The organism is Dyella sp. 2RAB6 (genome assembly GCF_052115385.1).
In the GTDB taxonomy this organism is placed as follows: Bacteria; Pseudomonadota; Gammaproteobacteria; order Xanthomonadales; family Rhodanobacteraceae; genus Dyella_D.
In genome coordinates, this window is sequence record NZ_JBFRGP010000020.1 from 24,346 (window position 1) to 49,080 (window position 24,735).

Consider the following 24,735-nt stretch of genomic DNA (forward strand, 5'->3'; position numbering starts at 1 on the left):
GCTCAGCGGTTCACCGTGCCGATGTCTTCGACGAAGACCAGCTCGCACGCGCCGTTACCGGTGTCGTCCCGCGTCATCGAGGTATGCCAGCGCCAACCATCCGGCCGGCTGGCATCGACCAGGAAGCCCTGCAGATGGATCACCTGCCCCGGCTCCACCCGCTCCAGCGCACGCCGTATCGCCTCGTCGGCGGGAATCATGTGCATGTTGGCGCTGGAGGTTTCGATATCGCGCTGCGGGATCGGGAATTCGTCGACGCGCCAGTAATAGAAACGGCTTGACTGGCTGATGGATATTTTCGCCAGCACGGCACTGTCGGACATGCGGCCCCAGCCGAGTGCGAGATCCACCGGCGCCAGCGAAGCGCCGGCATCGAAGCGGTAGTCCTCGCGGGAAAGCACGCGTGCGGTGAGTTCGAAGTGGGCACGCGTGACGAGAGTGACGTCGCCGCGTTGCAGGCTGGTGCCGTTGGAGATGTCGTCCTGGATGGGGGTGTCGGGTGCGATGACGCCTGCGCTGGGCACGGAGGGACGCTGTCGCGACCAGTGCAACACGATCAGGCCAAGCAGTATGGCGATCACTACGAAGATCCATTTGCGCATGGATCACCCCCTAAAAAATGAAATCCTTCTCCCTCCGGGAGCACGCGGGGAGGGTACAGGGATGTGCCCTGCTTTCCTCGCTCATCAAAGCCGGGCACATCCCTGTGCCCTCTTCGCGTAGAGGAGCGAGGAAGGTGGCGGCAGCCGGATGAGGGTACGGGCGGAGTGATACGCACCACTCCGGCCGTACCCTCACCCCAACCCCTCTCCCGACGGCAGAGGGGCTTAATGCCTCGCCAGCGCAGGCATGCCCTCTCAACCTAGCACGCCACCCCGCACAACAATCACCCCCGCCCCGACACCCTTCCCACCCGCGTCATCTGCTCGATCATCCGCCCGAACTCCACCGCCGCCGGCGTCTTGCCGCCCGCGCTCCAGATCAGGGTGAAGTCCACTTTGGACAAGGACGACAAGCCGTACTGTCCATCGACCACCTTCATGCCCGGCTCCACGTCATCACGCGCCAGCACCGTAATCGCCAGGCCCGCGAGCACCGCGGCGCGAATGCCTTGCTGGCTCTGCGAAGTGAACACCACATGCCACGGCACTCCCTTGCCTTCAAGCGACGCCATCGCCACTTGCCGGTTGATGCAGGGCGAAGGAAAGAACGCGAAGGGCAGCGATGCGCCAGCGGGAACCTCGAACGTTTCCGCGGCAACCCAGACGAATTGCGTGCGCCGCAGCCGCGTGCCTTCCTTGTCGTCCGGCGCGGTCATCACTACCGCCAGATCCAACTCGCCGGCCTTGATCATCGGCATCAGATCGAGATTCATGCCGACGCTGACGTCGAGCCGCACCGAGGGAAACGCGCGGCCGAACTGGCACAGCAAGGTGGGCAGGCGATCGCCGAGGAAATTCTCCAGCACGCCGAAGCGCACGACGCCGGAGATCGGCGAAGGGCGGAAGCGGCGCGCCATGTCGTCCAGCGTGTCGAGGATCTGCTGCGCATAGCGCAGGAACTCTTCGCCGTCTTCGGTCAGCGTCAGCGCGCGCGTGGTGCGGTAGAGCAATTGCCGGCCCACCTGCTCCTCCAATCGCCGGATCTGGTGGCTGATCGCGGACTGGGTCAGGTTCAAGCGCTGGGCGGCGCGGGTGAAGCCGCCGGCCTCTTTGACGGCGACGAAGGCGCGCAGCAGGGCGGGGTCGAAGTCCATGGGCGATTGATGAAGAGCCTTAATGGGGGCGACAAAAATAAATCATTTCCATCATGAATGGCGCGTGCCGAGAATGGCATAGCGCATCCCTTCCCCCTGCCCTTTCCCCTGCGATGCAGAAGCCGCGCAGATAACGGCATGCGGCCGCCATTCGCCTTTCGACCCGGAGTTAATCGTGGCGCTCTCCCACACCCATCGAAATGCCACCGCCACCGTCGCGATCTGCCTCGCGGCGCTGATGTTCGGCCTGGAGATCTCCAGCGTGCCCGCCGTGCTGCCCACGGTCGAAAAACTGCTGCACACCGGCTTCAACGGCGCGCAGTGGATCATGAATGCCTACACCATCGCCTGCACCACGGTGCTGATGGCTTCCGGCACGCTGGCCGACCGCTACGGCCGCAAGCGCATGCTGCTGCTCAGCGTGATCGCGTTCGGCGTCACCTCGCTCGCCTGCGGACTCGCGCGCGATGCCTCGGTGCTGATCGTCAGCCGCTTCCTGCAAGGCATGAGCGGCGGCGCCATGGTGATCTGCCAGATTGCCGCGCTATCGCATCAGTTCCAGCAAGGGCCGGCACGCAGCCGCGCGTTCGCGGCGTGGGGCATCATCTTCGGCGTGGGGCTGGGTTTCGGACCGATGATCGGTAGCGCGATTGCCGTGCTGCTGGACTGGACCTGGGTGTTCCTGATCCAGGTGCCGCTGGCGGTAATCACGCTGGGATTGATTGCGTGGAGTGTCGACGAATCGCGCGATCCGGAAGCGAAGCATCTGGATCTGGCGGGCATCGTCTCGATGTCGCTGGCGGTATTCGGGCTGACTTACTTCATTACGCAGGGGCCATCGCTTGGGTTGCAGCATCCGCTGGTGCTGGTTGCCTTGCTGGGCTCGATCGCCAGCTTCGCAACGTTCCTGTATGTGGAGAAACACCACGCACATCCGATGTTCGATTTCTCGGTGTTCCGCATTCGCCCCTTCTCCGGCGCGCTGTACGGTTCGATGGGCATGAACTTCAGCTTCTGGCCCTTCATGATTTACCTGCCGATCTATTTCCAGTCGGTGCTGGGTTATGGCGTCGTCACCTCGGGCCTCGCCCTGCTCGCTTACACGCTGCCCACGCTGGTGGTGCCGCCGCTCGCCGAGCGGCTGACCGTGCGCTATCAGCCGCGCGTCGTGATTCCGGCGGGACTGTTCACCATCGGGCTCGGGTTCTTCGTGATGCAGCTGGGTGCATTGCCTGCACTACTGGCCGGTTGCGTACTGGCGGGCATCGGCCTGGGCATGACCAACACGCCGGTGACCAATACCACCACCGCATCGGTACCGACGGCCCGCGCGGGGATGGCATCGGGAATCGATATGAGCGCGCGGTTGATTACTTTGGCGATCAATATCGCGCTGATGGGTTTTCTGTTGATCGAAGGGATTCTTGCGCAGTTGAAACAAGCCAGTACGGGCGCGATGGATGCATCGGCGTTGCGCGACATCGCCAACCAGATTGCGGCCGGGAACGTCTCGGCATACGGCACGCTCGCGCACGACGCGTTGGTCCATGGCTTCCATTGGGTGATGCTTTATGGCGGCATCGGCGCCTGGGTGCTGGCGGCGGCGAGTTTCGTGACGTTCGGGTCGAGGCGCAGGGAGACCGCCGCGTTGGCGTGTAGCGCGGCGGGTTCCGGCAAGTGTGCTTGAAATCTCGTCATTCCGGCGTAGGCCGGAATCCAGTAACGGCACCGCCGGATTTTCGCGAAAAGCCCTCCCGGCGCTATCGCGAAAATCGTGCACCATCACTACTGGATTCCGGCCTGCGCCGGAATGACGAGCATGGGCGAGTTGCACCTATACCGCGCGCGTCGCTTATCGAATCACCGGCGTCATAGCCTTCGCCGCCTCGCTCGCAATCTCATCCTGCACCTTGAGCTTGTCGCCGAGCGGCCGGTCGTACGTCGCCGACCAGACCACGAAGCCATCCCCCGCACGAACCAGCCGCGCCGAGATACGCAGAGTGTCGCCCGACTTGCGCACACTGCCGTCGAGCACATAGGCCACGCCCAGCGACTTGGCGATATCCGCCACCGGCACCTGCTTGTCCTTGTAATAGAACGACGAGGTCGGCGCCGAAACCTGCATGCCGGGGAACTTGCTGAGCTTGTCGATCAGCTCCTCGGTCATGCCGTCGGCGAACGGCTCCTCGCTCATCTTGTCGGTAAGGTCGAGGAAGGGCAGCACGGCGATGGAGCGGGCGCCGCGTGCGGCCTGCGCGGTGGGGTGGTCGCGCAGCAGCCAATAGGCGGAGATGGCCCCGCACAGGAGCAGGATCACGCCGAGCGCCAGCGCGGCGCCCAGCAAGGCGCCCCGCCCCTGCTTGGGAACCTTGAGCGGCGCCGGCTTTGCCGGGCTGGCCACCGGTGCTGGCGTTTCAACCGGCAGCACCGCTTTGTCCGGCGAGGTTTCCACGCTTGCAATCAAGCGATACCCCCGCCGCGGCACGGTGGCGATGTAGGCCGGCTGCTTGGGGTCATCCCCCAATAACCGCCGCAGCGACGTCACCGCCTGGTAGACCGAATCCGGCGTGACGATCACGCCCGCCCATACCTCGTTGAGCAATTCGTCGATGCTGACCACCTGGCCGGCGCGGTCCGCCAGGCACAGCAGCAGGCGCATGGTGCGGGCTTCCACCCGCAATACGGTGCCGTCACGCGACAACTGGTCGGCGACGGGGTCGACGATCCATTCGCCGATACGCAAGGTTCCCCGCATCGAACGCTCGGGGTCGGAAGGCACGTAACTCACTGTTTATCGCCAGCCATGGGAAAGCCGCCGGATATTCGCATCAACGTTTGCGGGCCACAACCGAAGGCCGCCAGGCCTCGCCTTCAGAACTCTTCAGGCCGATTCAGAAGCATTTTCAGGACTTCCCGCGAGGCCCCCGGCCACAGTGCTGAAGCACGCCCGCTGCGTGCTGGAGACCCACGATCGGCCACGCGCCGACCTCAGCCCTGGAGCCCTGCCCATGATCCGCCGTTCCGCCTTCGCCTTGGCGCTCGCCCTCGCCACCAGCCCGCTGTGGGCCATGACCTATACGCTGGAACCCAACCACTCCATGGGCACCATCCGCTGGAGCCACCTGGACTTCGCCTACCCCACCGCGCAATTCACCCGTATCGAGGGCACGCTGGAATTCGATCCGGCCAACCCGCGCATGGCCTCGGTGATGGTCACCATCCCGCTGGCCAGCCTGAGCAGCGGCATCCCCGACCTGGACGAGAACCTGCGTTCGCCCGCCTTCTTCGACCTGGCCAGATTCCCTACCGCCACCTTCAAGAGCACCAAGGTCGAGACCACCGGGATGGCCAACCAGCTCAAGGTGACCGGCAACCTCACCGTCCGCGGCATCACCAAGCCGGTCACGCTCGACGTCACCATCAACAAGGTGGGCGAGAACGTACGGATGAAGCTGCCGGCGGTGGGCTTCGAGGCGATGGCGACGCTCAAGCGCTCCGATTTCGGCCTGGGCAAGTTCGTGCCGCAAGTCAGCGACGAAGTGACGCTGCATATCACCACGCAGGCGGATGAGGCGAAGGGGTATGCGGCTTATTTGAAGGCGGATGCGGAAGCGGAGGCGGCGGAAGCGGCGAAGGCTGGGAAGAAGTAAGTGGCCGTCATCCCGGCGCAGGCCGGGATCCAGTAGCGGGGCGCATGTGAGGGCACGGATGCCTCCCATGCAGCCCTTAGTCGTTGCTTGATATTCGGGCGGTCACGCTACTGGGCGATTCGCCTCGCTTACCCCTTCGGGGCCGCCCTGCGCCGGGATGATGTTCTGCTCGACCGTTACGCGTTGAAAGGAGGCGGCCGATGCTCGCAAGGCAATCAAGGCTGCATGCTGGCGGTAATGGTATAGAGGCAAGTTTGCGCGAGCAGAAGCTCGATCTGGATATACGCAAGATGCCTTGAATTCTTTTCCTGAGCGTGCCGGAGAAATGGAGGCATCCATGCCTCCCTGGCTATCCCCTGCTCCGTTTTCCCCTGTCCTGGCGCGCTCAGCCGGTTTGCCACATCGATGGGGCGATCATGCAGAGCGAACCAGGCCGCAACCACATGCCCTCACGAGACCGTGGGTGGTCGTCTCACCCCCTATGGCACTTATGCTCAACGAAATCTCGTCGGTGCCGCGGCGCCGCGCCAACACCTCCCTCATGATCACCGCCCATGACTGCGGCTCGGACGTCAAGCTGTCGCCGAACGCCATTACCTTCGCCCCTTTCCGCAGGGGAAGGCGATCGACCATCGACGCCACGGCCGGATCAGCCAGCAGTTCCTCCGCCGCTTCGGAGGCCTCCTGTTGCATGCGAGCAAGTTCGGTCGCGTAGATATCCTCCGGGAGACCGAGCAGCGCAGCATGAGCGCCCAGTCCAAGGCTGGCGGCTCCGGGAAGGGAGGCGAGGGTCCGCTCGGGTTGGATGACCTTCAAAAGCCAGCGCACTTGTTCGTTCGACATGGGTTTCATCTCGCCGTTGGATCGTTTGCGGAAGATGAAAAAGTACCCACCCGTCGGGAACGTCACAACTCGCGTTCCATGCTTAAATAATTTATTGAAATTACTTGGGAATCTGGCGAGCCCCATTACTTTCTTCAGATTCAAGGACCGACTGGGAAGGCAGCTTGCACCGTTCGGTACCTGCATCGATGCGATCTATACCGATCGTCTGCTTCCGGTTGCACCCGCCAGCTTCAGAACGGGTCAGCTTGCCAGTCAGTTGATCAGTGATGCTTGGTTCGGGTGATCAGCTTCATCGGCGTGCGCAATAAGTGCAGCTGACACCATGCCTGGGCTTCAAAGCTCTTGGGCGAGCCCAATGAGAAGCCCTTCAGGGCCGCGGATATAGCAGAGCCGATACGCGTCTTGATATTGGACAACTTCATCCACGAGCTGCGCGCCGTGCTTGCGGAGTCTCTCAAGCGTGTCGTCGAGGTCGTCCACGGCGAACATCACGCGCAGGTAGCCCAGGGCATTCACCGGAGCGTTGCGGTGATCGGCGACGACAGGCGGGGTGAGGAAGCGGGAGAGTTCGAGTCGGCTGTGGCCGTCCGGCGTGCTCATCATGGCGATCTCGACGCGCTGGCCGTGCAGCCCGGTGATGCGCCCGGCCCATTCGCCTTCGACCGTGGCGCGACCTTCGAGATTGAGGCCAAGCTCGCATGGGAAAGTCCCATCTCCTGGAGTGGCTGGCGACGAATCCAGGATACAAGCGCTGTACAGCGCGGGCCCTTATCAATCGCCATGATCCCCAGACTCTCCTCATAGGTGCAAATGTCCTTGTAATTGACGCACTCGATGAGGTGAGCGCACAGCAGGACGGAGACGCCGTAGACCTCGTCCTTCGTCAACTCGGAGTACTTGGATATCCGCGTTTTGTACTTTCCTGTCGCGTCGCAGACTGGCGAAGTTCGACGGGTAAGGAAGCCATTCGCGAGCAGTACGAGCAGAAGCCCTTGGAATTGCATCTTGTGCCGTTCAATGACCAGGATGCGGCCAATTTCCTTAGCCCATACTTGGGCGAAATTGCTGCGGAGGCCATCGTAAATCGCTTCAATGATCGCGGCCTTAACGGAATGCTGGGAAACCCTCCATATAGAAGAGATGCGATCAGGCGACTGGAGGCCACTAGTTAGTCCGGCCAAGGCCTACCTCAATCTGTTCTATGACATCGGCCACGACAAAGAGGCGCATGAGCGAATTGCGGATTGGTTGGGTAACGACATTGCAGACGCTGCACATGCTGGCTTCGATGCATTTCTATTACTCAACCCGCCCGAGCCAAGTGCGCAGCAAATCGCCCATTCTTTCGCGGAGGGAAGGAGTTGGCATGCGGAGCACATAATTGTAGCCGGTATGGCTGAGCGCTTTCGCACAGGCAGAGGTTTTGAAGATCTGACCGACGAGCGGCTAATCGCTGGTCTTTTTGTGTTGATGCGTACGAAGATTGATGACCATGCCAAAGTTAAAGGTTTGGAGAGTGCGGTCGTATTGGCCGTTAGACAGCGAGGCGTCTTCGGAGAGGCTGTGCGCCTGTACCTCGAACCTCAGTTCGAAGCCAAACTTGAGCGAATCGATGGCCTAAATCAGCTCATGAGAAGTGACGAGGATGCGCCCTTCGCTTCACTGAACGCGATCGAATGGTTGAAGCGATTTCCGAATATGCCAGAAGCCCCAGAGCTAGAACTGATCGGACATCTCATCCGGTCCGGGCGATGGGAGAGTTTGCGAGAAATTCTGGATGATCGACTCGCTGTAGCAGATCTCGGCCGCGCTCGAAATTGGCTGGCGGTGGGACTAATCGTTGCCTTCGATGAGACCCTTGCGCGACTAGGAACCTCAAATATCGATCCTGAGCTCATCTGGCATATTCGACAGTTCACTGGCGGTCGCTATGGTGATGAGGCTAACTACGTTTTTGGCCCAATCCAAATTCAGTGGATCATTGCGAGCTTTCGGCTTGCGTGGTCTCGCACGAGCCCTCCCAAGGGAGGCTGGTCAGGGAGCATGAATCCATGGGAAGCGAGTGATTACATAGGAGAACTAATTGCACGACTTGGTCGAGACGCCAGTGCGAAAGCAGCCTCAGCACTTCAAACACTTCGCGACGCTCCTCAAGACAGCTACTCCGAAATCATACTTAGTGTCTTCTCGGAGCAAGCCCAGATACGAGTCGAAGCGGCATATACGCCACTGACGCTAGCGGAACTGAACGCGATACTGCAAGACGCTACGCCCGCGTCAGCTTCGGATTTGCAGTTCTTCATGATCGAAGAACTTGCACTTGTACAATCTAAGATCAGAAAGGATGACGCTGAATCATGGCGCGGCTTTTTTGATGACAGTGGTGTTGCCTATGAAGAGGAGCGCTGTCGCGATCATTTGCTTGGCCTCCTTCGGCAGGGCTCACCCGGGATAAGCCTGGATCCCGAAGCGCACCTCGCTGGCGACAAGGAAGTTGATATCGCTTGTGCAGTGGGTACTTTGCGCATTCCCATCGAGGTGAAGGGTCAATGGCATTCTGAGCTCTGGGACGGCGCTGACGCACAGCTCGATCGACTTTACACATCAGACTGGCGTGCCAACGGGCGCGGAATTTACCTAGTTCTCTGGTTTGGCAGCCCGCAGCCGGCGAAGAAGCAGCTTGCGAGTCCGGGGCGTGGCGTACAAAGACCTTCAACGCCGGAAGATCTCCGTCAGATGCTTATCGATCGCAGCCGCGCTGCGCGGGACGGTCGCGTAAGCATCTATGTGCTGGACCTGGAGCGAGAGGCCGAAGAATCGGCTCATAATAAATGAGACGCGCATTGCCGAGGCCATTGCTACCAAACAGTCGAAACTCTCGCCAACACTTGCGCGCGTCAACTGCCTTAGATATCGCGCGCACTGGACTCAAATGTGACGGGAGGAACTAGAGCTTTATGAGGCTAGCACTAGCGCTTTTTGCGTACCGTGCTAGCGGCTTTTGCGTGCCCCATAGCATGCACCGTTGTCCCTACAAATCAAAAAAGCGGCATCTCTGCCGCTTTTTCTATTTAGCTAGGTTCCCAACTCACCCGCACTTGCTATACCCACAATTCAAACAAGTCTGACACCCATCCATCAACACCAACGCCTTCGTATTGCACTTGGCGCACAACGTCGCCCCCGGCGGGAACCCGTTGCTGGACTCACCAGCCGCCGCGTCAGCCTCAACGCTCACCGCCACCTGGCTCACCTCAGTCTTTTTTTTTGCGCCAGCCTCATAAGCCGCACGCTTCTCGGCAATCAGGCGCTTGGTCGACTCGTCCATCTCCGGGTCGTGGATCAGGCCGATCATCTTCATGTGCTGCTCGATCACGCCGCCGATCTCGGCCACGATGCTCGGCATGTAGATGCCGCCGGGCTTGAAGTAGCCGCCGCGCGGGTCGAACACCGCCTTCATCTCTTCCACCAGGAAGGTGACGTCGCCGCCCTTGCGGAATACGGCGGAGATGATGCGGGTGAGCGCGACGATCCACTGGAAGTGGTCCATGTTCTTCGAGTTGATGAAGATCTCGAAGGGGCGGCGCTGCTCGTGGGGCGTGCCGGCGTTGAGCACGATGTCGTTCAAGGTGACGTAAAGGGCGTGCTCGAACAGCGGCGACTTGATCTTGTAGGTGGAGCCGACAAGCGTCTCGGGACGCTCCACGCTCTCGTGCATCTGGATGACTTCCGCCATGGGCGCCTCTTTGGGCACGGCGGGAGCGGCTACTGCGGCGGGCGCGGCCTTGTCCTCGGGCTTGACGACGTTATAGCCCTTGATCTTCTTCTCGATCTTGATCGCCATAAGGATGCTTCTTTATTTCTGATGTTGGCGGGAGGAGCGGCGCTGCACGGCCGTAGGCCGGAAACGCACCGGCCCGGCACATAGGCCGGGCCGGCACGCAGTACTGCTTACTTCTTCTTGCGGGCGACCTTCTTGGCCGGCTTGCGCGCGGTCTTGACGGCGGCCTTCTTGCTGGCAGTGGACCTCTTGACCGCCTTCTTGGCGGTCTTCTTACCCGCGGCCTTCTTGGCCGTCTTCTTGACGGCCTTCTTGGCCGTCTTCTTGCTGCTGACCTTCTTTACTGCCTTGCGGGCCGTCTTCTTCACGGCCTTCTTGGCGGTCTTCCGGGCGCCGGCCTTCTTGGTCGCCTTCTTCGCGACCTTCTTGGCGGCGGCCTTCTTCACGGCCTTCTTGGCGGTTTTCTTCACGGCCTTCTTGGCGGTCTTCTTGGCGCCGGCTTTCTTCACTGCCTTCTTGGCAGTCTTCTTGGCGCCAGCCTTCTTCACCGCCTTCTTGGCGGTCTTCTTGGCGCCGGCCTTCTTCACCGCCTTCTTGGCGGTCTTCTTGCCAGCGGCCTTCTTCACCGCCTTCTTGGCGGCCTTCTTGGCCGGAGCGGCCTTCTTGGCAGCCTTCTTGCGCGCCTTCTTGGGGGCGGCAGGGGCTTCGGCAGCAGCCGGGGCTTCCGGCATGGCCGGCGTTGCGATCGAATCGAAATCGGTATCAATGGACATCTGGGTTTCCCCTCCGACGTGAGTTCAGTACTTGGCGTGGGCCTGCGTGTATCAAGGCGTCAAAACAGCTTTCCGGACGCAGGCCGACGGTTGCGAAGCAACCGCCGGCCTGGGCTCAAAACTTGCCGTAATAGCCTTCCTTCAAGGCATCAAATAGGTTTGCGGCGGTGTGCAGCTCCCCGTCGTATTCCACTTCTTCGTTGCCTTTCAGTTCGATAACGCTACCGTCTTCCAATTCGAAGCGGTAGAGGGTGCTCTCAAGATCGGCTTCCTTCACCAGCACGCCCTGGAACGCGGCGGGGTTGAAACGGAAGGTCGTACAGCCCTTGAGGCCCTGCTTATAGGCGTAGAAGTAGATGTCCTTGAAATCTTCGTACGGATAGTCCGTGGGCACGTTTGCAGTCTTGGAGATCGAGGAATCGATCCATTTCTGCGAAGCGGCCTGGATATCCACGTGCTCTTTCGGCGAGATGTCGTCCGCGGCGACGAAGTAATCCGGCAGCTTGACCTGCGGATCGTCGCTGAACGGCACCGCGGCGGCGTTGATGAGGCCGCGGTAGGCGAGCAGCTCGTAGCTGTACACCTCGATCTTTTCCTTGGTCTTGCGGCCTTCGCGGATCACGTTGCGCGAATAGTGATGGGCGAAGCTCGGTTCGATGCCGTTGCTGGCGTTGTTGGCCAGCGACAGCGAGATGGTGCCGGTGGGCGCGATCGAGCTGTGGTGGGTGAAGCGGGCGCCGACTTCGGCGAGCTCAGCCACCAGGTTCGGCGCCACCGAGGCCACGCGCTGCATGTAGCGGCTGTACTTGGCGTGCAGCACGCGGCCGGGGATCGCATCGCCCACTTTCCAGCCGTCGGCGGCCATTTCCGGGCGCTTGCGCAGCATGTCGCCGGTGACGGTGAAGTCCTGCGTCAGGATCGGGGCGGGGCCCTTTTCCTTGGCCAGGTCCAGCGCCACTTCCCAGCCGGCGACGGCCATTTCGCGCGAGACGTCCTCGGTGAAGGCGACCGCGTCGGCGTTGCCGTAGCGCATCTTCAGCATGGTGATGGTGCTGCCGAGCCCCAGGAAGCCCATGCCGTGGCGGCGCTTGGAGATGATCTCGTGGCGCTGCTGTTCCAGCGGCAGGCCGTTGATCTCGACCACGTTGTCGAGCATGCGGGTGAACACCTTGACCACTTCGCGGTACTCGTCCCAGTCGAAGCGGGCCTTGGGGCCGAAGGGGTCGCGCACGAAGGTGGTGAGGTTGATCGAGCCCAGCAGGCAGGAGCCGTACGGCGGCAGGGGCTGCTCGCCGCAGGGGTTGGTGGCGCGGATGTGCTCGCACCACCAGTTGTTGTTCATCTCGTTGACCATGTCGATCAGGATGAACCCGGGCTCGGCGTAGTCGTACGTCGAGACCATGATCATGTCCCACAGGTGGCGGGCGCGGATGTGGCCGTAGATCTTGCAGGCGACCAGGCCGTCCTCGCGGGACACGTAGTGCTGGTGGGTGGGCCATTCGCGCCACACGACCTTGGCCGGGTCGGTGAGGTCGACCTCGTCCTTTTCCTTGACGTGCACCGGGAAGACCATCGGCCAGTCCTGGTCGTGCTCCACGGCCTGCATGAAGCCGTCGGTGATCAGCAGGCTGAGGTTGAACTGGCGCAGGCGGCCGTCTTCGCGCTTGGCGCGGATGAATTCCTTGACGTCCGGATGGCTCACGTCGAACGTGCCCATCTGCGCACCGCGGCGGCCGCCGGCGGACGAGACGGTGAAGCACATCTTGTCGTAGATATCCATGAAGGACAGCGGACCGCTGGTGTAGGCGCCGGCGCCCGACACGTAGGCGCCGCGCGGGCGCAGCGTGCTGAACTCGTAACCGATGCCGCAGCCGGCCTTCAGGGTGAGGCCCGCTTCGTGCACCTTCTCCAGGATGTCGTCCATGGAGTCGTGGATGGTGCCCGACACGGTGCAGTTGATGGTCGAGGTGGCCGGCTTGTGCGCCAGCGCGCCCGCGTTGGAGGTGATGCGGCCGGCGGGGATCGCGCCGCGGCGCAACGCCCACAGGAAGCGCTCGAACCAGTGCTGGCGCAGCTCCGGCGTGGCTTCCACTTCGGACAGGGCGCGTGCGACGCGCTGGTAGGTTTCGTCGACGCTGCCGTCGACCGGTTCGCCCGACTTGGCTTTCAGTCGGTACTTCTTGTCCCAGATGTCGTAGGACGCAGGCTGCAGCGGAATCATGGCGGCGCCATCTCGATTGATTTCCGCACCCACAACTGGTGCACGCACAGTGCTCATCGGCTTCCTGACTCCCGGTTTGGCCTCACGGCCCCGTTTGTTTTTTCTTAGTCTGGTTTTGGATCGTCCGCGCGTACGTCGCTATGTGCGAGGCCGTGCCTGACGCCCCCCTTGCCGACTTTGCGACAACTCCCCCTAGAGCTGTCACTTTGACACCAGCATTAGTTGGAGCGCCGGCGCCTATACACAAGATGTTGTGGTGCGAACGGAGATGCAAGTTACCCCTGGGACCGTCCGATGTCAAAGATTTTTGCGCGGGATCACGTTTGGAACTGTCAGCGTTGAGTTACGTCGAAGTGAGCAGCTTTCCGGTGGGCTTGTCGGTGCATTACGGGTGCGTGCGACGGTGTCTTCCGGAGGGTTCGGTAGGGGTTGTCTGACGTGCGTGTCGTCCTGATAAAGCCGTTCTGCAGCGCGTCTTAAGATGCCGGCCTGCCAGTCGAACTGAACCGTCGCGTCCTTCGCGGATGCGCCTTACTCGAAAGGGAGTCGCTTTCCATGTCGCACCGCCGTATCCGTCCGCTTGCCGCCCTGTTTGCCGCCCTGCTCGGCGCCGCCTTGCCGCTGGCCAGCCAGGCCTCCCTGCCCGCCACCGCCGACGGCCAGCCGCTGCCTTCGCTGGCGCCGATGCTGGAGAAGGTGACGCCGGCGGTGGTGAACATCTCGACCAAAACACGGGTGCAGGTGCGCGATCCGTTCTTCGACGACCCGGTGCTGCGCCAGCTGTTCGGCATGCCCGGCGCACAGCGCGAGCGGGTGGCGCAGAGCCTGGGCTCCGGGGTGATCGTGGATGCGGCCAAGGGCTACATCCTCACCAACAACCATGTGGTGGGCGGCGCGGACGACATCTCGGTGAGCCTGCAGGACGGGCGCGACTTCAAGGCCAAGCTGATCGGCACCGACCCGGATACCGACGTGGCGGTGGTGCAGATCCAGGCCACCGGGTTGCAGGCGCTGCCGATCGCGGATTCCTCGAAGCTGCGCGTAGGCGATTTCGTGGTGGCCGTAGGGGATCCCTTCGGGCTGAGTCAGTCGGTGACTTCAGGCATCGTTTCCGCGCTGGGCCGTTCAGGCTTGGGCGGCACCGGCTATCAGAACTTCATCCAGACCGATGCGTCGATCAATCCCGGCAACTCCGGCGGCGCGCTGGTGAATCTGCGCGGCGAACTGGTGGGCATCAACACCATGATTTTCTCGCCCTCGGGCGGCAACGTGGGCATCGGCTTTGCGATTCCCACCAATCTCGGCCGCGACGTGATGGAGCAGCTGATCGCGCACGGCAAGGTGAGCCGCGGCAATCTCGGCATCGAGACCCAGGACATCACCCCGCGCATCGCCCAGGTGCTGGGGCTGAAGAATGCCAGCGGCGCGGTGGTGACGCGGGTGAGCACAGGCTCGGCCGCGGACGGCGCCGATATCGAGACCGGCGACGTGATCACCGCCATCGACGGCAAGCCGCTGCGCAACGCCCAGGAGCTGCGCAACGCCGAAGGCCTGCTGCCGGTGGGCAGCACGGTGAAGCTGACGGTGCAGCGCAATGGCACCGACCGCGAGGTGACGGCGAAGCTGACGCCGGAGCAGTTGGCGACGGTGGATGGGGCGACGCTGGATCCGCGCCTGGCCGGGGTGGTGTTCAGTGAGTTGTCGCAGAGCCTGCGCAGCCAGGGGGTGGCCGGGGTGGCGGTGCAGAGCGTGAAGGCAGGGAGCCGCGCGGCGTTGGCCGGGTTGGGTTCGAAGGACGTGGTGCTTGGGGTGGGGAATGCGCGGATTCCGAATCTGGCGACGCTGAAGCGGCTGGCGGGGGTGAAGCCGCGGCAGTTGGTGCTGGTGGTGTCGGGGGATGAGGGTGTGCGGTACGTCGACGTGCGCTGAGGCAGCACCTGACCAAACGACCGGCGTAGGTTGGGGTGAGCCGCCAGGCGAACCCCAACAACACTGTCCCGCGGCGTATCGCACCGTTGGGGTTCGCCTGCCGGCTCACCCCAACCTACGTCGGATGCTGAATGCGATCCGCGTCGCAGAAACCCCTGATATTCACCCCTCCCGTCAGCCGCCATTTCGTTTTCTAGCGGCACGATGACCGCTAAGGGAGATCCCGGGCGTTTTTTCTGACCGGGAGCGCATTGATTCGCTTGATTGTTCTCAAGCAGCCGGATGAAATACCGCAGCTTTGTCCGACGCATGCGCGCCATGACGGCAGTACGCGGTCCATCTCTAGTCGAACCCCGGGGTTTCCCATACCTATGTCATTCCGTCTCGCACGCATTCTTTCCGTCGCGCTGCTCAGCGTTGCCGCCGCTTCCGCGGCGCAGGCCGCGCCCAAGGCCAAGAGTTCCAAGAAGCCCGCCCAGCCGGCCGCTCCCACGCTGATCTGGCGTGGCGACCAGGCGACGGCGCGCGGTCTGGTCACCGATGTGGCCAAGGCCTACGAAAAGGCCGGCAAGGGCAAGATCGAGGTGCAGCCGTTCAACACCATCTCCGGCCTGGATGCCGTGGCCAAGGGCACGGCGGATTTCGCCGGCTCCGCGCGCGGTCCGGACGGTTCGGCCGAGAGCAGCCTGGTGTTCACGCCGGTGGCGTGGGATGCGCTGGTGATGATCACCTACCCGTCCAACCCGGTGAACAGCCTGACGCTGAGCCAGGTGCACGACATCTACTACGGCAAGATCACCAACTGGAAGGACGTCGGCGGCAACGATCAGGAGATCGACCTGTACGCCGTGGCCAGCCCCGGTGACGGCGTGGAATACAGCCTGCGCAAGCTGCTGTTCGGCCGCGGCAACCAGCCGGTGGCGGCGCCGCGCCTGTACGTGAACACGGCGAAGCTCGAAGAAGCCGTGACGCTGGACCCGAAGGCGATGGGCGTGACCACGCTGGCGGGCGTCACCGGCAACCGCAAGGTGAAGACGATCAATATCAACGGCACGCCGCCGAGCCCGGCGACGGTGAAGGACGGCAGCTATCCGCTGTTCATCCCGGTCTACCTGATCACCAGCGACAACAGCCCGAAGGCAGCGCAGCTGAAGGTGTTCATGGACTTCCTGGGCACCGACCCGGCACGTGAAGTGACCCGCAAGCACGACCTGGTGCCGTACGACGAGGCGCCGGCGCTGGCCGAGCTGGACGTGTCGCGCCGCGCGAAGATCCTGGCCGAAGTGGGCGCCCGCCCGATGCCGGAAGAACCCGTCGTGAAGCCGACGCCGGTGGCTGCACCGGGTGCGATGTACGCCTCGCGCGTGGCGACCTCGCCGACCTCCGAGCTGACCCAGCAGGCCAAGCAGGACCTGCAGGCGCGCAACGACGCCAGCACCGAGAAGAAGGTCGAAGCTGCCGCGGCGAACGGCGACAAGGTTTACACCGTGAGCAAGGGCGACACGCTGTCGGTGATCGCCAAGAAGTATTCGGTGAGTGTCGCCGACCTGCGCAGCTGGAACAGCCTGAAGAACGACAACGTGAAGATCGGCCAGGTGCTGAAGGTGGGCCTCTGACGCGCACCGTGCGCATCCGGGCCCTGACGCTCGACCTGGACGACACGCTCTGGCCGGTACTCCCCGCGCTGGAGCGTGCCGACCAGGAGCTGGACGCCTACCTGCGCCAGCACTATCCCGACGTAGCGCGCGCCTGGCCGATCCCGGCCATGCGCGCCCTGCGCGCCCAGGTGGCGCAAGAACGCCTGGACCTGGCTCACGATTTCACCGCCCAGCGGCACATCACCATGCAGCGCGCTTTTACCGCGTGCGGTATCGCGGAGGCACCGCTGGACGTGCTGTGGGACATCTATTTCACCGCGCGCAACAGCGTGGAGCTTTACGCCGACAGCCTGCCGGCGCTGCAGCGCATCACCGCTGCGTTTCCGGTGGCCAGCCTGACCAACGGCAATGCGGACCTGGACATGATCGGCATCCGCGCGCATTTCGCGCATCACATCTGTGCGCGGGATACGGGCATCGCCAAGCCCGATCCGCGGATTTTCTCCACTGCGGCGGAGCGGCTGGGTGTAGCGCCGGGGGAGATCCTGCATGTGGGGGACGATCCGGTGCTGGATGTGGTGGGTGCGCGTGAGGCCGGGTTGCGCACGGCGTGGATCAATCGCGAGCGGTTGCCGTGACCGGAAGCATTGGGTGCGGCGCCGGAGCTGGATCTGGCGGATATGACGGCGTTGGCGGATTGGCTGGAAGCGCAGCCGCGCTGACACCCGTAGGTTGGGGTGAGCCACCGGCGAACCCCAACATGGCCACGTCCAGGCGCTGCACATCGTTGGGGTTCGCCGGTGGCTCACCCCAACCTACGCCGGTATGCATACGCAGGGACGTAGTCGCTCGGTTGCCCAAAAACGCGCATGATTGCGCGCTACGCCTAGTGAGCTGCGCGCGGTGCGCAGCGAATGGAATCCCATGTCCCTGATCGAACGCAAAGCTGGCGACCGTCAAAGCGTCGCTATCGAAACCACCGATGCCACCCACCTCGCCGCCAGCAGGAAACGCCTGAGCGCGGCGCAGCGGAAGTGGCTGGAGCAGACCGGGTTCGACGCTGCACCGGGCACCTTCGCCCTGCTGGCGGACGCCAACGGCAAGCTGCAGCGCGTGCTGGCCGGGGTCGATGCGGGCGATGTGCTGAGCGCGATCTCGCATCTGCCGAAAGCGCTGCCGGAAGGCAGCTACCACCTGGCCGAGGAAGGCGTGCTCGCCGACCAGGCGCAGGCGGCGCTGGGCTGGGCGCTGGGTGCGTACGAGTTCACGCGTTACCGCAAGGCCAGGCGCGAGCCGGCGAAGCTGGCCGTGCCGGCGGCCGCGCTGAAGACGCTGGCGCCGCTGGTCGAGGCCACCGCGCAGGTGCGCGACCTGGTCAACACACCGACCGAGGACATGGGCCCGAAGCAGCTCGGCGAGGCGGTGAGCCAGTTGGGCAAGGCGTACAAGGCGAAGGTGCGCGAGTGGGTGGGCGATGAGCTGCTCAAGGCGAACTTTCCGACCATCCATGCGGTGGGCCGCGCCAGCCATCGTGCACCGCGGCTGATCGAGCTGAGCTGGGGCAAGAGCGGCGACCCGCTGCTGGCAGTGATCGGCAAGGGCGTGTGCTTCGATACCGGCGGGCTGGATCTGAAGCCGGCCGATGGCATGCGCTGGATGAAGAAGGACATGGGCGGCGCCGCGCATGCGATCGCGCTGGCGCGCCTGATCATGGAAGCGAAGCTGCCGGTGCGCCTGCAGCTGCTGATTCCGGCGGTGGAGAACGCGGTGAGCGGCAACGCGCTGCGTCCGGGCGAGGTGGTGATCACGCGTGCCGGCCACAGCGTGGAGATCGACAACACCGACGCCGAGGGCCGGCTGGTGCTGTGCGATGCGCTGGCCTATGCAGGTGAGCAGCAGCCGGACCTGATGGTGGATTTCGCCACGCTCACCGGCGCGGCGCGCGTGGCGCTGGGGCCGGATCTGCCGGCGCTGTTCGCCAACCGCGACGAGCTGGCCGAGCAGGCGCTGGCCGCCGGCCATGCCGTGCAGGACCCGCTGTGGCGCCTGCCGCTGTGGCGGCCGTACCGCAAGATGCTGGATTCGTATATCGCCGACTTCGCCAACAGCGGCGCCTCGCGCCATGCCGGCGCGATCACCGCGGCGCTGTACCTGGAGCGCTTCGTCGCCGACACCACGCCGTGGCTGCACCTGGATACGTACGCGTGGAACGATGGCGACCGCCCTGGCCGCCCCCGCGGTGGCGAGGCGATGGGCGTGCGCGCGATGTTCGCGCTGCTGCAGAAGCGCTACGTACGCACGTAGGTTGGAGTGAGCCGCAGGCGAACTCCAACGTGGCGTGCGGATATGCCGTGACGCCTGTTGGGGTTCGCTTTGCTCACCCCAACCTACGACGCAGCGTGCACGTAGGTTGGAGTGAGCCGCAGGCGAACTCCAACGTGGCGCGCGGATATGCCGTGGCGCCTGTTGGGGTTCGCTTTGCTCACCCCAACCTACGACGCAGCGTGCGCGTAGGTTGGAGTGAGCCGCAGGCGAACTCCAACGTGGTGCGCGGATATGCCGTGACGCCTGTTGGGGTTCGCTTTGCTCACCCCAACCTACGACGCAGCGTGCGCTCATAGCGATACCGCGCGTGGCCGCTGGCTATCGCGCCCCAGTTCACCGGAAATATCGGCCAGCACGCGTTGCATGCGCAGCAGCACGTCTTCGCTGCGGAAGCGGCGCAGGCGATAGCCTTTGTTCTCCAGCATGCGGGTACGTGCCGAGTGGTAGCACGGCGCGGCCTGCACGCGGCCGTCGTCGATCTCAACGATCAGGCGGGCGGGAATGCAGACCATGTCGACCAGGTAGCCGGCGATCAGATGGTGGCGGCGGAACCGGTAGCGGACGGCGTCCTCGCCCTGCAGCGCCAGCCACAGGCGGCGTTCGGCCTGGACGCACTGCAGGCGGTGGTGGTCGGCCTGGCGGCGGAGGTGGTGCATGGGGCGCTCCTTGCGATGCGGGGAAGCACAGTGGGCTCCTCCGCCCCATCTGCCCGCCATCGGGTGCCGCCACGCCGTAGCGTCGGCTGGTGCCGTGGCCGCAGCACAGGTTTCGGCGACGCGCTGTAGGCCTGCGCCAGTGCCGGTCGGCATGACCTTCGGCGATGTTGCCTAGGACGCTTCACTGCCATGCTAGGTGCTTCACCCACGGGGAGCCCCCTCCATGCCGATCCTTCGCCCTCGCCTGCTGTCCCTGGGCCTGGCCGCCCTGCTGGGCACTCAAGCCGCCTTCGCCGCCGACACCCCTGACAAGAAGCAGCCCGAGCAGCCGCCGCTAAGCGCGCAGACGCAGCGCTCCGGCGGCGAGATGCCGGCCGAGCAGCAGCGGCTGAACTTCGATCATGCCGAGCTGCATTTCGCGGTGGATATCCCCAAGGAGACGCTGGATGCGACGGCGCGCCTGACCTTCAGCGCGCGCGAAGCGACCGACGTGCTGCTGCTGGACCTGGACCCGGAGCTGAAAATCAGCGGCATCGCGCTGGACGGCAAGGCTTTGCCGACGAGCGCCTGGAGCAATCCTGACGGCCGCCTGCGGATTTCCCTGACCAAGCCGCTGGCCAAGGGCGGCAAGACCACGGTGGAGATCCGCTACGGCGGCAAACCCCACGTGGCCAAGCACGCGCCCTGGGACGGCGGCTTCGTGTGGGCCAAGACCGAGGACGGCCAGCCGTGGGTCGCCACGGCAGTGGAAGGCGAAGGCTGCGACATGTTCTGGCCGTGCATCGACCATCCGATGGGCAAGCCCGACCTGGTCGACACCTACGTCACCGTGCCCAAGTCGCTGGCCGCGCCGGGCAACGGCGTGCTGGTCGACATCAAGGACGAGGGCGCGAACCACACCTATCACTGGCGCGGCAAGCACCCGACCACGTACGCGATCTCGCTCAATATCGGCCCGTTCGACGTGCTGAAGGGCGACTACAAGAGCCACTACGGCAACACCATCCCGATGCAGATGTGGTACCTGCGCGGCCACGAGGCGCAGGCCAAGCAGCTGTTCGGCGAGTTCCCGCGCATGCTCGATTTCTTCGAGCAGCAGATCGGGCCCTACCCGTTCGGCGACGAGAAGATGGGCGTGGTGGAAACGCCGCATCTGGGCATGGAACACCAGACCATCAACGCCTACGGCAACGGCTATCCGCGCAGCGAGTTCGGTTTCGACTGGCTGCTGCAGCATGAGTTCTCGCATGAGTGGTTCGGCAACCAGGTGACCAATGTCGACTGGGACGACATGTGGATCCACGAAGGTTTCGGTACCTATATGCAGCCGCTGTACGGCCAGTACCTGTATGGCGACATGCCCTACTTCGCCATGCTGCAGACCGAGCGCACGTCGGTGAAGAACGCGCATCCGATCGTGGCCGGCCGCCATCAGTTCGAGCACGAGGTGTACGACGCCGACACCGGCCCGGCCAACGACATCTACTACAAGGGCTCGCTGATGCTGCACACGCTGCGGCAGATGATCGGCGACAAGGCGTTCTTCGAGACGGTGCGCCGGCTGGTGTACGGCCGCCCCGATCCGAAGCCGGGCAACTTCGCGCCGCACTATGCGACCACGCGCGATTACATCCAGATCGTCAACCAGGTGACGGGCAAGGATCTGAACTGGTTCTTCAACGTGTACCTGTACGAAGCGGCGATGCCGGCGCTGGAAGTGAAGCACGAGGGCGACACGCTCTCGCTGCACTGGAAGGTGCCGCACGACAAGCCGTTCCCGATGCCGGTGGAGGTGCAGGTCGGCGACACCATGCACACGCTGCCGATGACCGACGGCAACGGCACGCTGGCGGCGCCGGCGGGTGCGCTGGTGGTGATCGATCCGCGCAGCAAGGTGCTGCGGGAGTTGCCGCATATCGGCGAGTACCAGCAGTGGCGCAAGGAAGAGATGGAGAAGAAGGCGAAGGCGCAGAAGAAGGGTTGATGGCTCGCCTGAGCGATCGCGGCGTACGGCGTAGGTTGGGGTGAGCCGCAGGCGAACCCCAACATCACGCCTTTCACGCGCTTCGCAACGTTGGGGTTCGCCTGTGGCTCACCCCAACCTACGCCGGTCGCGACGCAGCGTCAGGGAGGCGGCAAGCGCCCCATCGGCTCCGCTTCCGGCGCACCGAACAGCTTCCGCAGCGTGCGGAACAGCGCCCGCAGGCCGCGCACGATCTTCGGCAACAGCCACAGCATCAGCAGCACGAACAGCCCCAGCACCACCAGCAGCGCCAGCGGGTGTTGCCACATCAGGTAGAACATGCCGGCCCAGGTGAGGTCTTCGCTCACGCTGGCGCCCCAGTTGCTGAAGGGTTCCGGCGAGGTGTTGATCAGGGCGCGCGTACCGGACTTAGCCAGGTGCGTGCTCGACACCAGCGCGCCACCGAGCAGCACCGCGGCGGCCTGCATGGCGGGCGAGGCATCCTTGAACACGCCCCAGGCCAGCAAGGTGCCGGCGGGGATGCGGATGAAGGTGTGGATGGCATCCCACACGCTGTCGAAGGCGGGGATCTTGTCGGCGAGGAATTCGCCGAGCATCAGCACGCCGGAGACGATCAGCACCCAGTTGTCGCTGAGCATGTCCAGGCCGGGTGGCAAGTGTACGTAGCCGAGGCGGCCAAGCAGGCCGGCGAGGAAGACGGTGGCGTAGAGGCGCACGCCGCTGGCCCAGGCCAGGCCGCCGGCGAGTGCGGCGTTCGAGAGCATGTCCATGGCGGGCCTCTGCGTTGGGCGACGGGGCCTATGTACCACAGCGTTTCGCCGTAGGTTGGGGTGAGCCGGAGGCGAACCCCAACGATGCGCTCCGACCGTACCTCCGTTGGGGTTCGCCTGTGGCTCACCCCAACCTACGCATGCATAAAAAAGGCGGCGCTTTCGCGCCGCCTTTTTTTTCGATGACCTGGGCTCAGTGCGTGCCGGGCGAGGCGTTTGCTTCCGGCGTCGCCGCGGCGGTGGCGCTCGGCGAGAACTTGCCGCCGTACGGCAGCACCTCGGCGGCCAGCTTGGCGTCGCCCTTGATCAGGCCCACCGCGTCGAACAGGATGTGCGCGGTCTCGTCGAGCTGCGGGTCGGCGGCCTTCTTGGCCTCGTCTTCCTGCTTGAGCTGCGACTTCAGGCTGCGCTCGTTGGGGTTGAGGCCGTCATCCAGACCGTCGCGGTCGTCATTGAACGTGTTGCCGTCGATCGCCTTGTGGCGGGTACGGAAGTCGGCCTGGATGCCTTCCTGTTCCTTGCGCTCGGCCTGGCGCTGGGCCAGGTTGAGCGAGATGGTGGTCTTGTCGCGCATCTTCCGGTACTGCGCCAGCTCGTCGAGCATCAGCTTCCAGCCCGGCGCCTTGGCGCTGCGCGTATCGTGCTTGGCCTGCAGCTGGCCGAGGTAGGCCTTCAGGTCCGCCACCGGCTTGTACTCCGGCGCGGGCGCGATCTGCGTCCACTGCAGCGCGTTGTCGTAGGTGGACTCGCCGAAATCCTTCTCGTCGCCGTTCCGCGGGAAGTTGATGTCCGGGGTCACGCCCTTGAGCTGGGTGGAACCGCCGTTGATGCGGAAGAACTCGGCGATGGTCATCTTCAGCTCGCCCAGCTGCGGCTTCTCCTTGGTGCGGCTGGCGAAGCGGTCGAGGTCGACGAGGTTCTGCACGGTGCCCTTGCCGAAGGTCGGCTGGCCGATGATCAGGCCGCGGCCGTAGTCCTGGATGGCGGCGGCGAAGATTTCCGACGCCGAGGCCGAGCCGCGGTTGACCAGCACCGCCATCGGGCCGGTCCAGGCCATGCCCGGATCGTCGTCGCCCTGCACGTCCACCTGGCCGCGCGCATCGCGCACCTGCACCACCGGGCCCTTGTCGATGAACAGGCCGGTGAGCTCGTTCGCCTCGGTGAGCGAACCGCCGCCGTTGTTGCGCAGGTCCATGATCACGCCTTCCACGCCGGCCTGCTTCAGCTCGCCGAGCAGCTTGGCGACGTCGCGGGTGGCGCTCTTGAAGTTCTTGTCGCCTTCGCGGCGCGCGCCGAAGTCAGAATAGAAGGTGGGCAGGTCGATCACGCCGATCTTGCGGCTGACGTTGCCGTCCTTGATGTCGATGATCTTCTTCTTGGCGGCCTGCTCCTCGATGCTGACCTTCTGGCGCACCAGCGAGATCACCTCGTGCTTGCCGTCCACGCCCACCTCGGAGGGCAGGATCTCCAGCCGCACGGTGGTGTCCTTCTTGCCGCGGATCAGCTTGACCACGTCGTCGTTGCGCCAGCCGATCACGTCGACGATGGCGCCGTCGGCGCCCTGGCCCACACCGACGATGCGGTCGCCCGCGTGGATCTTGCCGGACTTGGCGGCAGGGCCGGCCGGCACCACTTCGCTGACCACGACGTATTCGTCGCGCACGCCGAGCACCGCGCCGATGCCTTCCAGCGACAGCTTCATCGAGATGTCGAAGTTCTCCGCCGCGCGCGGGCCGAGGTAGTCGGTGTGCGGGTCGGTGGATTCGGCGTAGGCGTTCATGAAGGACTGGAACGCGTCTTCGCCGTCGAGCTGGCGTACGCGCTCGATGTAGTTGGCGTAGCGCTTGTCCAGCGTCTTGCGCGCGTCGTCGTCGCTCTTGCCGGCGAGCTTCAGGCGCAGCCAGTCGTTGGTGGTGCGCTCGCGCCACAGGGTGTCGAGCTCGGCCTGGTCCTTGGGCCAGTCGGCCTTCTTGCGGTCGTAGGCGTAGCTCTCGCTGGTGTCGAGCTTGAAGCCCTTCTTGAGCAGCTCGCGCGCGTAGCCCATGCGCTCCACGGCGCGCTGCACGTAGAGGTTGAACACCGAGAACGGACCGCTCAGGTCCTGGTTCCAGATGGCGTCGTCGAACTGCGTCTTCAGCGGCGCGAACTTGGCCATGTCGGCCTGGGTGAAGAACACCTTCTCGCCGTCGAGCGCATCGAAGTAGGCCTTGAAGATCTTGGCCGACATGGCGTCGTCGAGCGGCTGCGCGTCGTAGTGGAAGCGGGTGAGAAAGCGTGCGGAAAGCTGTGCGGCCTGCGCTTCGGTGAGCGTGGGCTTGAGCGGCAGCGAGGACGTCTTGCGACCCGTCGCGCCTCCGGTGAGGTCCGCGGCGGATTGCGCTTGCGCGCCGCCGACGGTGAAGGCGAGCAGCAGTGCGAGCGAGACGGTACGCAGTTTCATGAGTTT

General features: G+C 64.1%; 19 protein-coding genes. 8 read left to right on the forward strand and 11 right to left on the reverse strand.

Annotated features, from left to right (window positions below; genetic code table 11):
• Window positions 1-2: 2 nt before the first annotated feature.
• Entirely contained in the window at window positions 3-602 is a 600-nt protein-coding gene (locus AB4083_RS19605; RefSeq protein ID WP_441610187.1) for a hypothetical protein, read from the reverse strand.
• A gap of 284 nt (window positions 603-886) precedes the next feature.
• Window positions 887-1,756 carry a LysR family transcriptional regulator gene (locus AB4083_RS19610; RefSeq protein ID WP_441610188.1) on the reverse strand — a complete coding sequence of 290 codons (870 nt, stop codon included), beginning with the start codon at window positions 1,754-1,756 and terminating at the stop codon, window positions 887-889.
• Between the two features lie 175 nt (window positions 1,757-1,931).
• Here AB4083_RS19610 and AB4083_RS19615 point away from each other — a divergent pair, with 175 nt between their 5' ends.
• Window positions 1,932-3,443: an MFS transporter gene (locus AB4083_RS19615; RefSeq protein ID WP_441610189.1), complete on the forward strand. Its 1,512-nt coding sequence runs from the start codon at window positions 1,932-1,934 to the stop codon at window positions 3,441-3,443.
• A gap of 165 nt (window positions 3,444-3,608) precedes the next feature.
• Here AB4083_RS19615 and AB4083_RS19620 read toward each other — a convergent pair whose 3' ends face one another.
• Window positions 3,609-4,511: a winged helix-turn-helix domain-containing protein gene (locus tag AB4083_RS19620; RefSeq protein ID WP_441610190.1), complete on the reverse strand. Its 903-nt coding sequence runs from the start codon at window positions 4,509-4,511 to the stop codon at window positions 3,609-3,611.
• 253 nt (window positions 4,512-4,764) lie between these two features.
• Here AB4083_RS19620 and AB4083_RS19625 point away from each other — a divergent pair, with 253 nt between their 5' ends.
• Complete coding sequence (locus AB4083_RS19625; RefSeq protein WP_441610191.1) at window positions 4,765-5,406, forward strand: YceI family protein; 642 nt, start codon at window positions 4,765-4,767, stop codon at window positions 5,404-5,406.
• A gap of 414 nt (window positions 5,407-5,820) precedes the next feature.
• On the opposite strand, the gene AB4083_RS19630 is transcribed toward AB4083_RS19625, so the two are convergent.
• On the reverse strand, window positions 5,821-6,393 hold the full coding sequence (locus AB4083_RS19630; RefSeq protein ID WP_441610192.1) for a hypothetical protein: 573 nt from the start codon (window positions 6,391-6,393) through the stop codon (window positions 5,821-5,823).
• A 192-nt stretch (window positions 6,394-6,585) separates the two neighbouring features.
• Window positions 6,586-7,011, reverse strand: a complete 426-nt coding sequence (locus AB4083_RS19635) for a VOC family protein (protein WP_441610217.1) — start codon at window positions 7,009-7,011, stop codon at window positions 6,586-6,588.
• Window positions 7,012-7,344: 333 nt separating this feature from the next.
• On the opposite strand from AB4083_RS19635, the gene AB4083_RS19640 reads away from it, so the two are divergent.
• Window positions 7,345-9,087: a hypothetical protein gene (locus AB4083_RS19640; protein ID WP_441610193.1), complete on the forward strand. Its 1,743-nt coding sequence runs from the start codon at window positions 7,345-7,347 to the stop codon at window positions 9,085-9,087.
• A 253-nt stretch (window positions 9,088-9,340) separates the two neighbouring features.
• Here the strand turns inward: AB4083_RS19640 and AB4083_RS19645 are convergent, their stop codons facing one another.
• The 3 genes from AB4083_RS19645 to AB4083_RS19655 form a co-directional block, all read right to left on the reverse strand.
• Window positions 9,341-10,096 carry a TSCPD domain-containing protein gene (locus AB4083_RS19645; protein WP_441610194.1) on the reverse strand — a complete coding sequence of 252 codons (756 nt, stop codon included), beginning with the start codon at window positions 10,094-10,096 and terminating at the stop codon, window positions 9,341-9,343.
• Window positions 10,097-10,203: 107 nt separating this feature from the next.
• Complete coding sequence (locus AB4083_RS19650) at window positions 10,204-10,806, reverse strand: hypothetical protein (protein ID WP_441610195.1); 603 nt, start codon at window positions 10,804-10,806, stop codon at window positions 10,204-10,206.
• 115 nt (window positions 10,807-10,921) lie between these two features.
• Window positions 10,922-13,084, reverse strand: a complete 2,163-nt coding sequence (locus AB4083_RS19655) for an adenosylcobalamin-dependent ribonucleoside-diphosphate reductase (RefSeq protein WP_441610196.1) — start codon at window positions 13,082-13,084, stop codon at window positions 10,922-10,924.
• 498 nt (window positions 13,085-13,582) lie between these two features.
• Between AB4083_RS19655 and AB4083_RS19660 the strand changes: the two genes are divergently transcribed.
• The 4 genes from AB4083_RS19660 to AB4083_RS19675 all read left to right on the forward strand — a co-directional run bounded on the left by AB4083_RS19660 (window position 13,583) and on the right by AB4083_RS19675 (window position 18,858).
• On the forward strand, window positions 13,583-14,956 hold the full coding sequence (locus AB4083_RS19660) for a Do family serine endopeptidase (protein ID WP_441610197.1): 1,374 nt from the start codon (window positions 13,583-13,585) through the stop codon (window positions 14,954-14,956).
• A gap of 371 nt (window positions 14,957-15,327) precedes the next feature.
• Window positions 15,328-16,572, forward strand: a complete 1,245-nt coding sequence (locus AB4083_RS19665) for a LysM peptidoglycan-binding domain-containing protein (RefSeq protein ID WP_441610198.1) — start codon at window positions 15,328-15,330, stop codon at window positions 16,570-16,572.
• Between the two features lie 8 nt (window positions 16,573-16,580).
• Window positions 16,581-17,192 (forward strand): HAD family hydrolase, encoded by a 612-nt coding sequence (locus tag AB4083_RS19670; RefSeq protein WP_441610199.1) that lies wholly within the window; start codon window positions 16,581-16,583, stop codon window positions 17,190-17,192.
• 286 nt (window positions 17,193-17,478) lie between these two features.
• Window positions 17,479-18,858, forward strand: coding sequence for a leucyl aminopeptidase family protein (locus AB4083_RS19675; protein ID WP_441610200.1), 1,380 nt, complete (start codon window positions 17,479-17,481; stop codon window positions 18,856-18,858).
• Between the two features lie 311 nt (window positions 18,859-19,169).
• Here the strand turns inward: AB4083_RS19675 and AB4083_RS19680 are convergent, their stop codons facing one another.
• Window positions 19,170-19,535 carry an endonuclease domain-containing protein gene (locus AB4083_RS19680; protein WP_441610201.1) on the reverse strand — a complete coding sequence of 122 codons (366 nt, stop codon included), beginning with the start codon at window positions 19,533-19,535 and terminating at the stop codon, window positions 19,170-19,172.
• A gap of 223 nt (window positions 19,536-19,758) precedes the next feature.
• Here AB4083_RS19680 and AB4083_RS19685 point away from each other — a divergent pair, with 223 nt between their 5' ends.
• The gene (locus tag AB4083_RS19685; RefSeq protein ID WP_441610202.1) at window positions 19,759-21,519 is read left to right on the forward strand and encodes a M1 family metallopeptidase; all 1,761 of its coding nucleotides are present in this window, start codon (window positions 19,759-19,761) and stop codon (window positions 21,517-21,519) included.
• Window positions 21,520-21,659: 140 nt separating this feature from the next.
• On the opposite strand, the gene AB4083_RS19690 is transcribed toward AB4083_RS19685, so the two are convergent.
• Together AB4083_RS19690 and AB4083_RS19695 are read right to left on the reverse strand one after the other, a co-directional pair.
• Complete coding sequence (locus AB4083_RS19690) at window positions 21,660-22,289, reverse strand: DUF4126 domain-containing protein (protein ID WP_441610203.1); 630 nt, start codon at window positions 22,287-22,289, stop codon at window positions 21,660-21,662.
• Window positions 22,290-22,482: 193 nt separating this feature from the next.
• On the reverse strand, window positions 22,483-24,729 hold the full coding sequence (locus tag AB4083_RS19695) for a carboxy terminal-processing peptidase (protein ID WP_441610204.1): 2,247 nt from the start codon (window positions 24,727-24,729) through the stop codon (window positions 22,483-22,485).
• Window positions 24,730-24,735: the final 6 nt, after the last annotated feature.

Bases quoted from the DNA above. Each gene is read 5' to 3' on its own strand.
- AB4083_RS19610 (WP_441610188.1), bottom strand. From the start codon at position 1,756: ATGGACTTCGACCCCGCCCTGCTGCGCGCCTTCGTCGCCGTCAAAGAG.
- AB4083_RS19655 (WP_441610196.1), bottom strand. From the start codon at position 13,084: ATGAGCACTGTGCGTGCACCAGTTGTGGGTGCGGAAATCAATCGAGAT.
- AB4083_RS19620 (WP_441610190.1), bottom strand. From the start codon at position 4,511: ATGCGGGGAACCTTGCGTATCGGCGAATGGATCGTCGACCCCGTCGCC.
- AB4083_RS19625 (WP_441610191.1), top strand. From the start codon at position 4,765: ATGATCCGCCGTTCCGCCTTCGCCTTGGCGCTCGCCCTCGCCACCAGC.
- AB4083_RS19675 (WP_441610200.1), top strand. From the start codon at position 17,479: ATGTCCCTGATCGAACGCAAAGCTGGCGACCGTCAAAGCGTCGCTATC.
- AB4083_RS19605 (WP_441610187.1), bottom strand. From the start codon at position 602: ATGCGCAAATGGATCTTCGTAGTGATCGCCATACTGCTTGGCCTGATC.
- AB4083_RS19680 (WP_441610201.1), bottom strand. From the start codon at position 19,535: ATGCACCACCTCCGCCGCCAGGCCGACCACCACCGCCTGCAGTGCGTC.
- AB4083_RS19685 (WP_441610202.1), top strand. From the start codon at position 19,759: ATGCCGATCCTTCGCCCTCGCCTGCTGTCCCTGGGCCTGGCCGCCCTG.
- AB4083_RS19660 (WP_441610197.1), top strand. From the start codon at position 13,583: ATGTCGCACCGCCGTATCCGTCCGCTTGCCGCCCTGTTTGCCGCCCTG.
- AB4083_RS19650 (WP_441610195.1), bottom strand. From the start codon at position 10,806: ATGTCCATTGATACCGATTTCGATTCGATCGCAACGCCGGCCATGCCG.
- AB4083_RS19645 (WP_441610194.1), bottom strand. From the start codon at position 10,096: ATGGCGATCAAGATCGAGAAGAAGATCAAGGGCTATAACGTCGTCAAG.
- AB4083_RS19695 (WP_441610204.1), bottom strand. From the start codon at position 24,729: ATGAAACTGCGTACCGTCTCGCTCGCACTGCTGCTCGCCTTCACCGTC.
- AB4083_RS19665 (WP_441610198.1), top strand. From the start codon at position 15,328: ATGTCATTCCGTCTCGCACGCATTCTTTCCGTCGCGCTGCTCAGCGTT.
- AB4083_RS19690 (WP_441610203.1), bottom strand. From the start codon at position 22,289: ATGGACATGCTCTCGAACGCCGCACTCGCCGGCGGCCTGGCCTGGGCC.
- AB4083_RS19640 (WP_441610193.1), top strand. From the start codon at position 7,345: ATGATCGCGGCCTTAACGGAATGCTGGGAAACCCTCCATATAGAAGAG.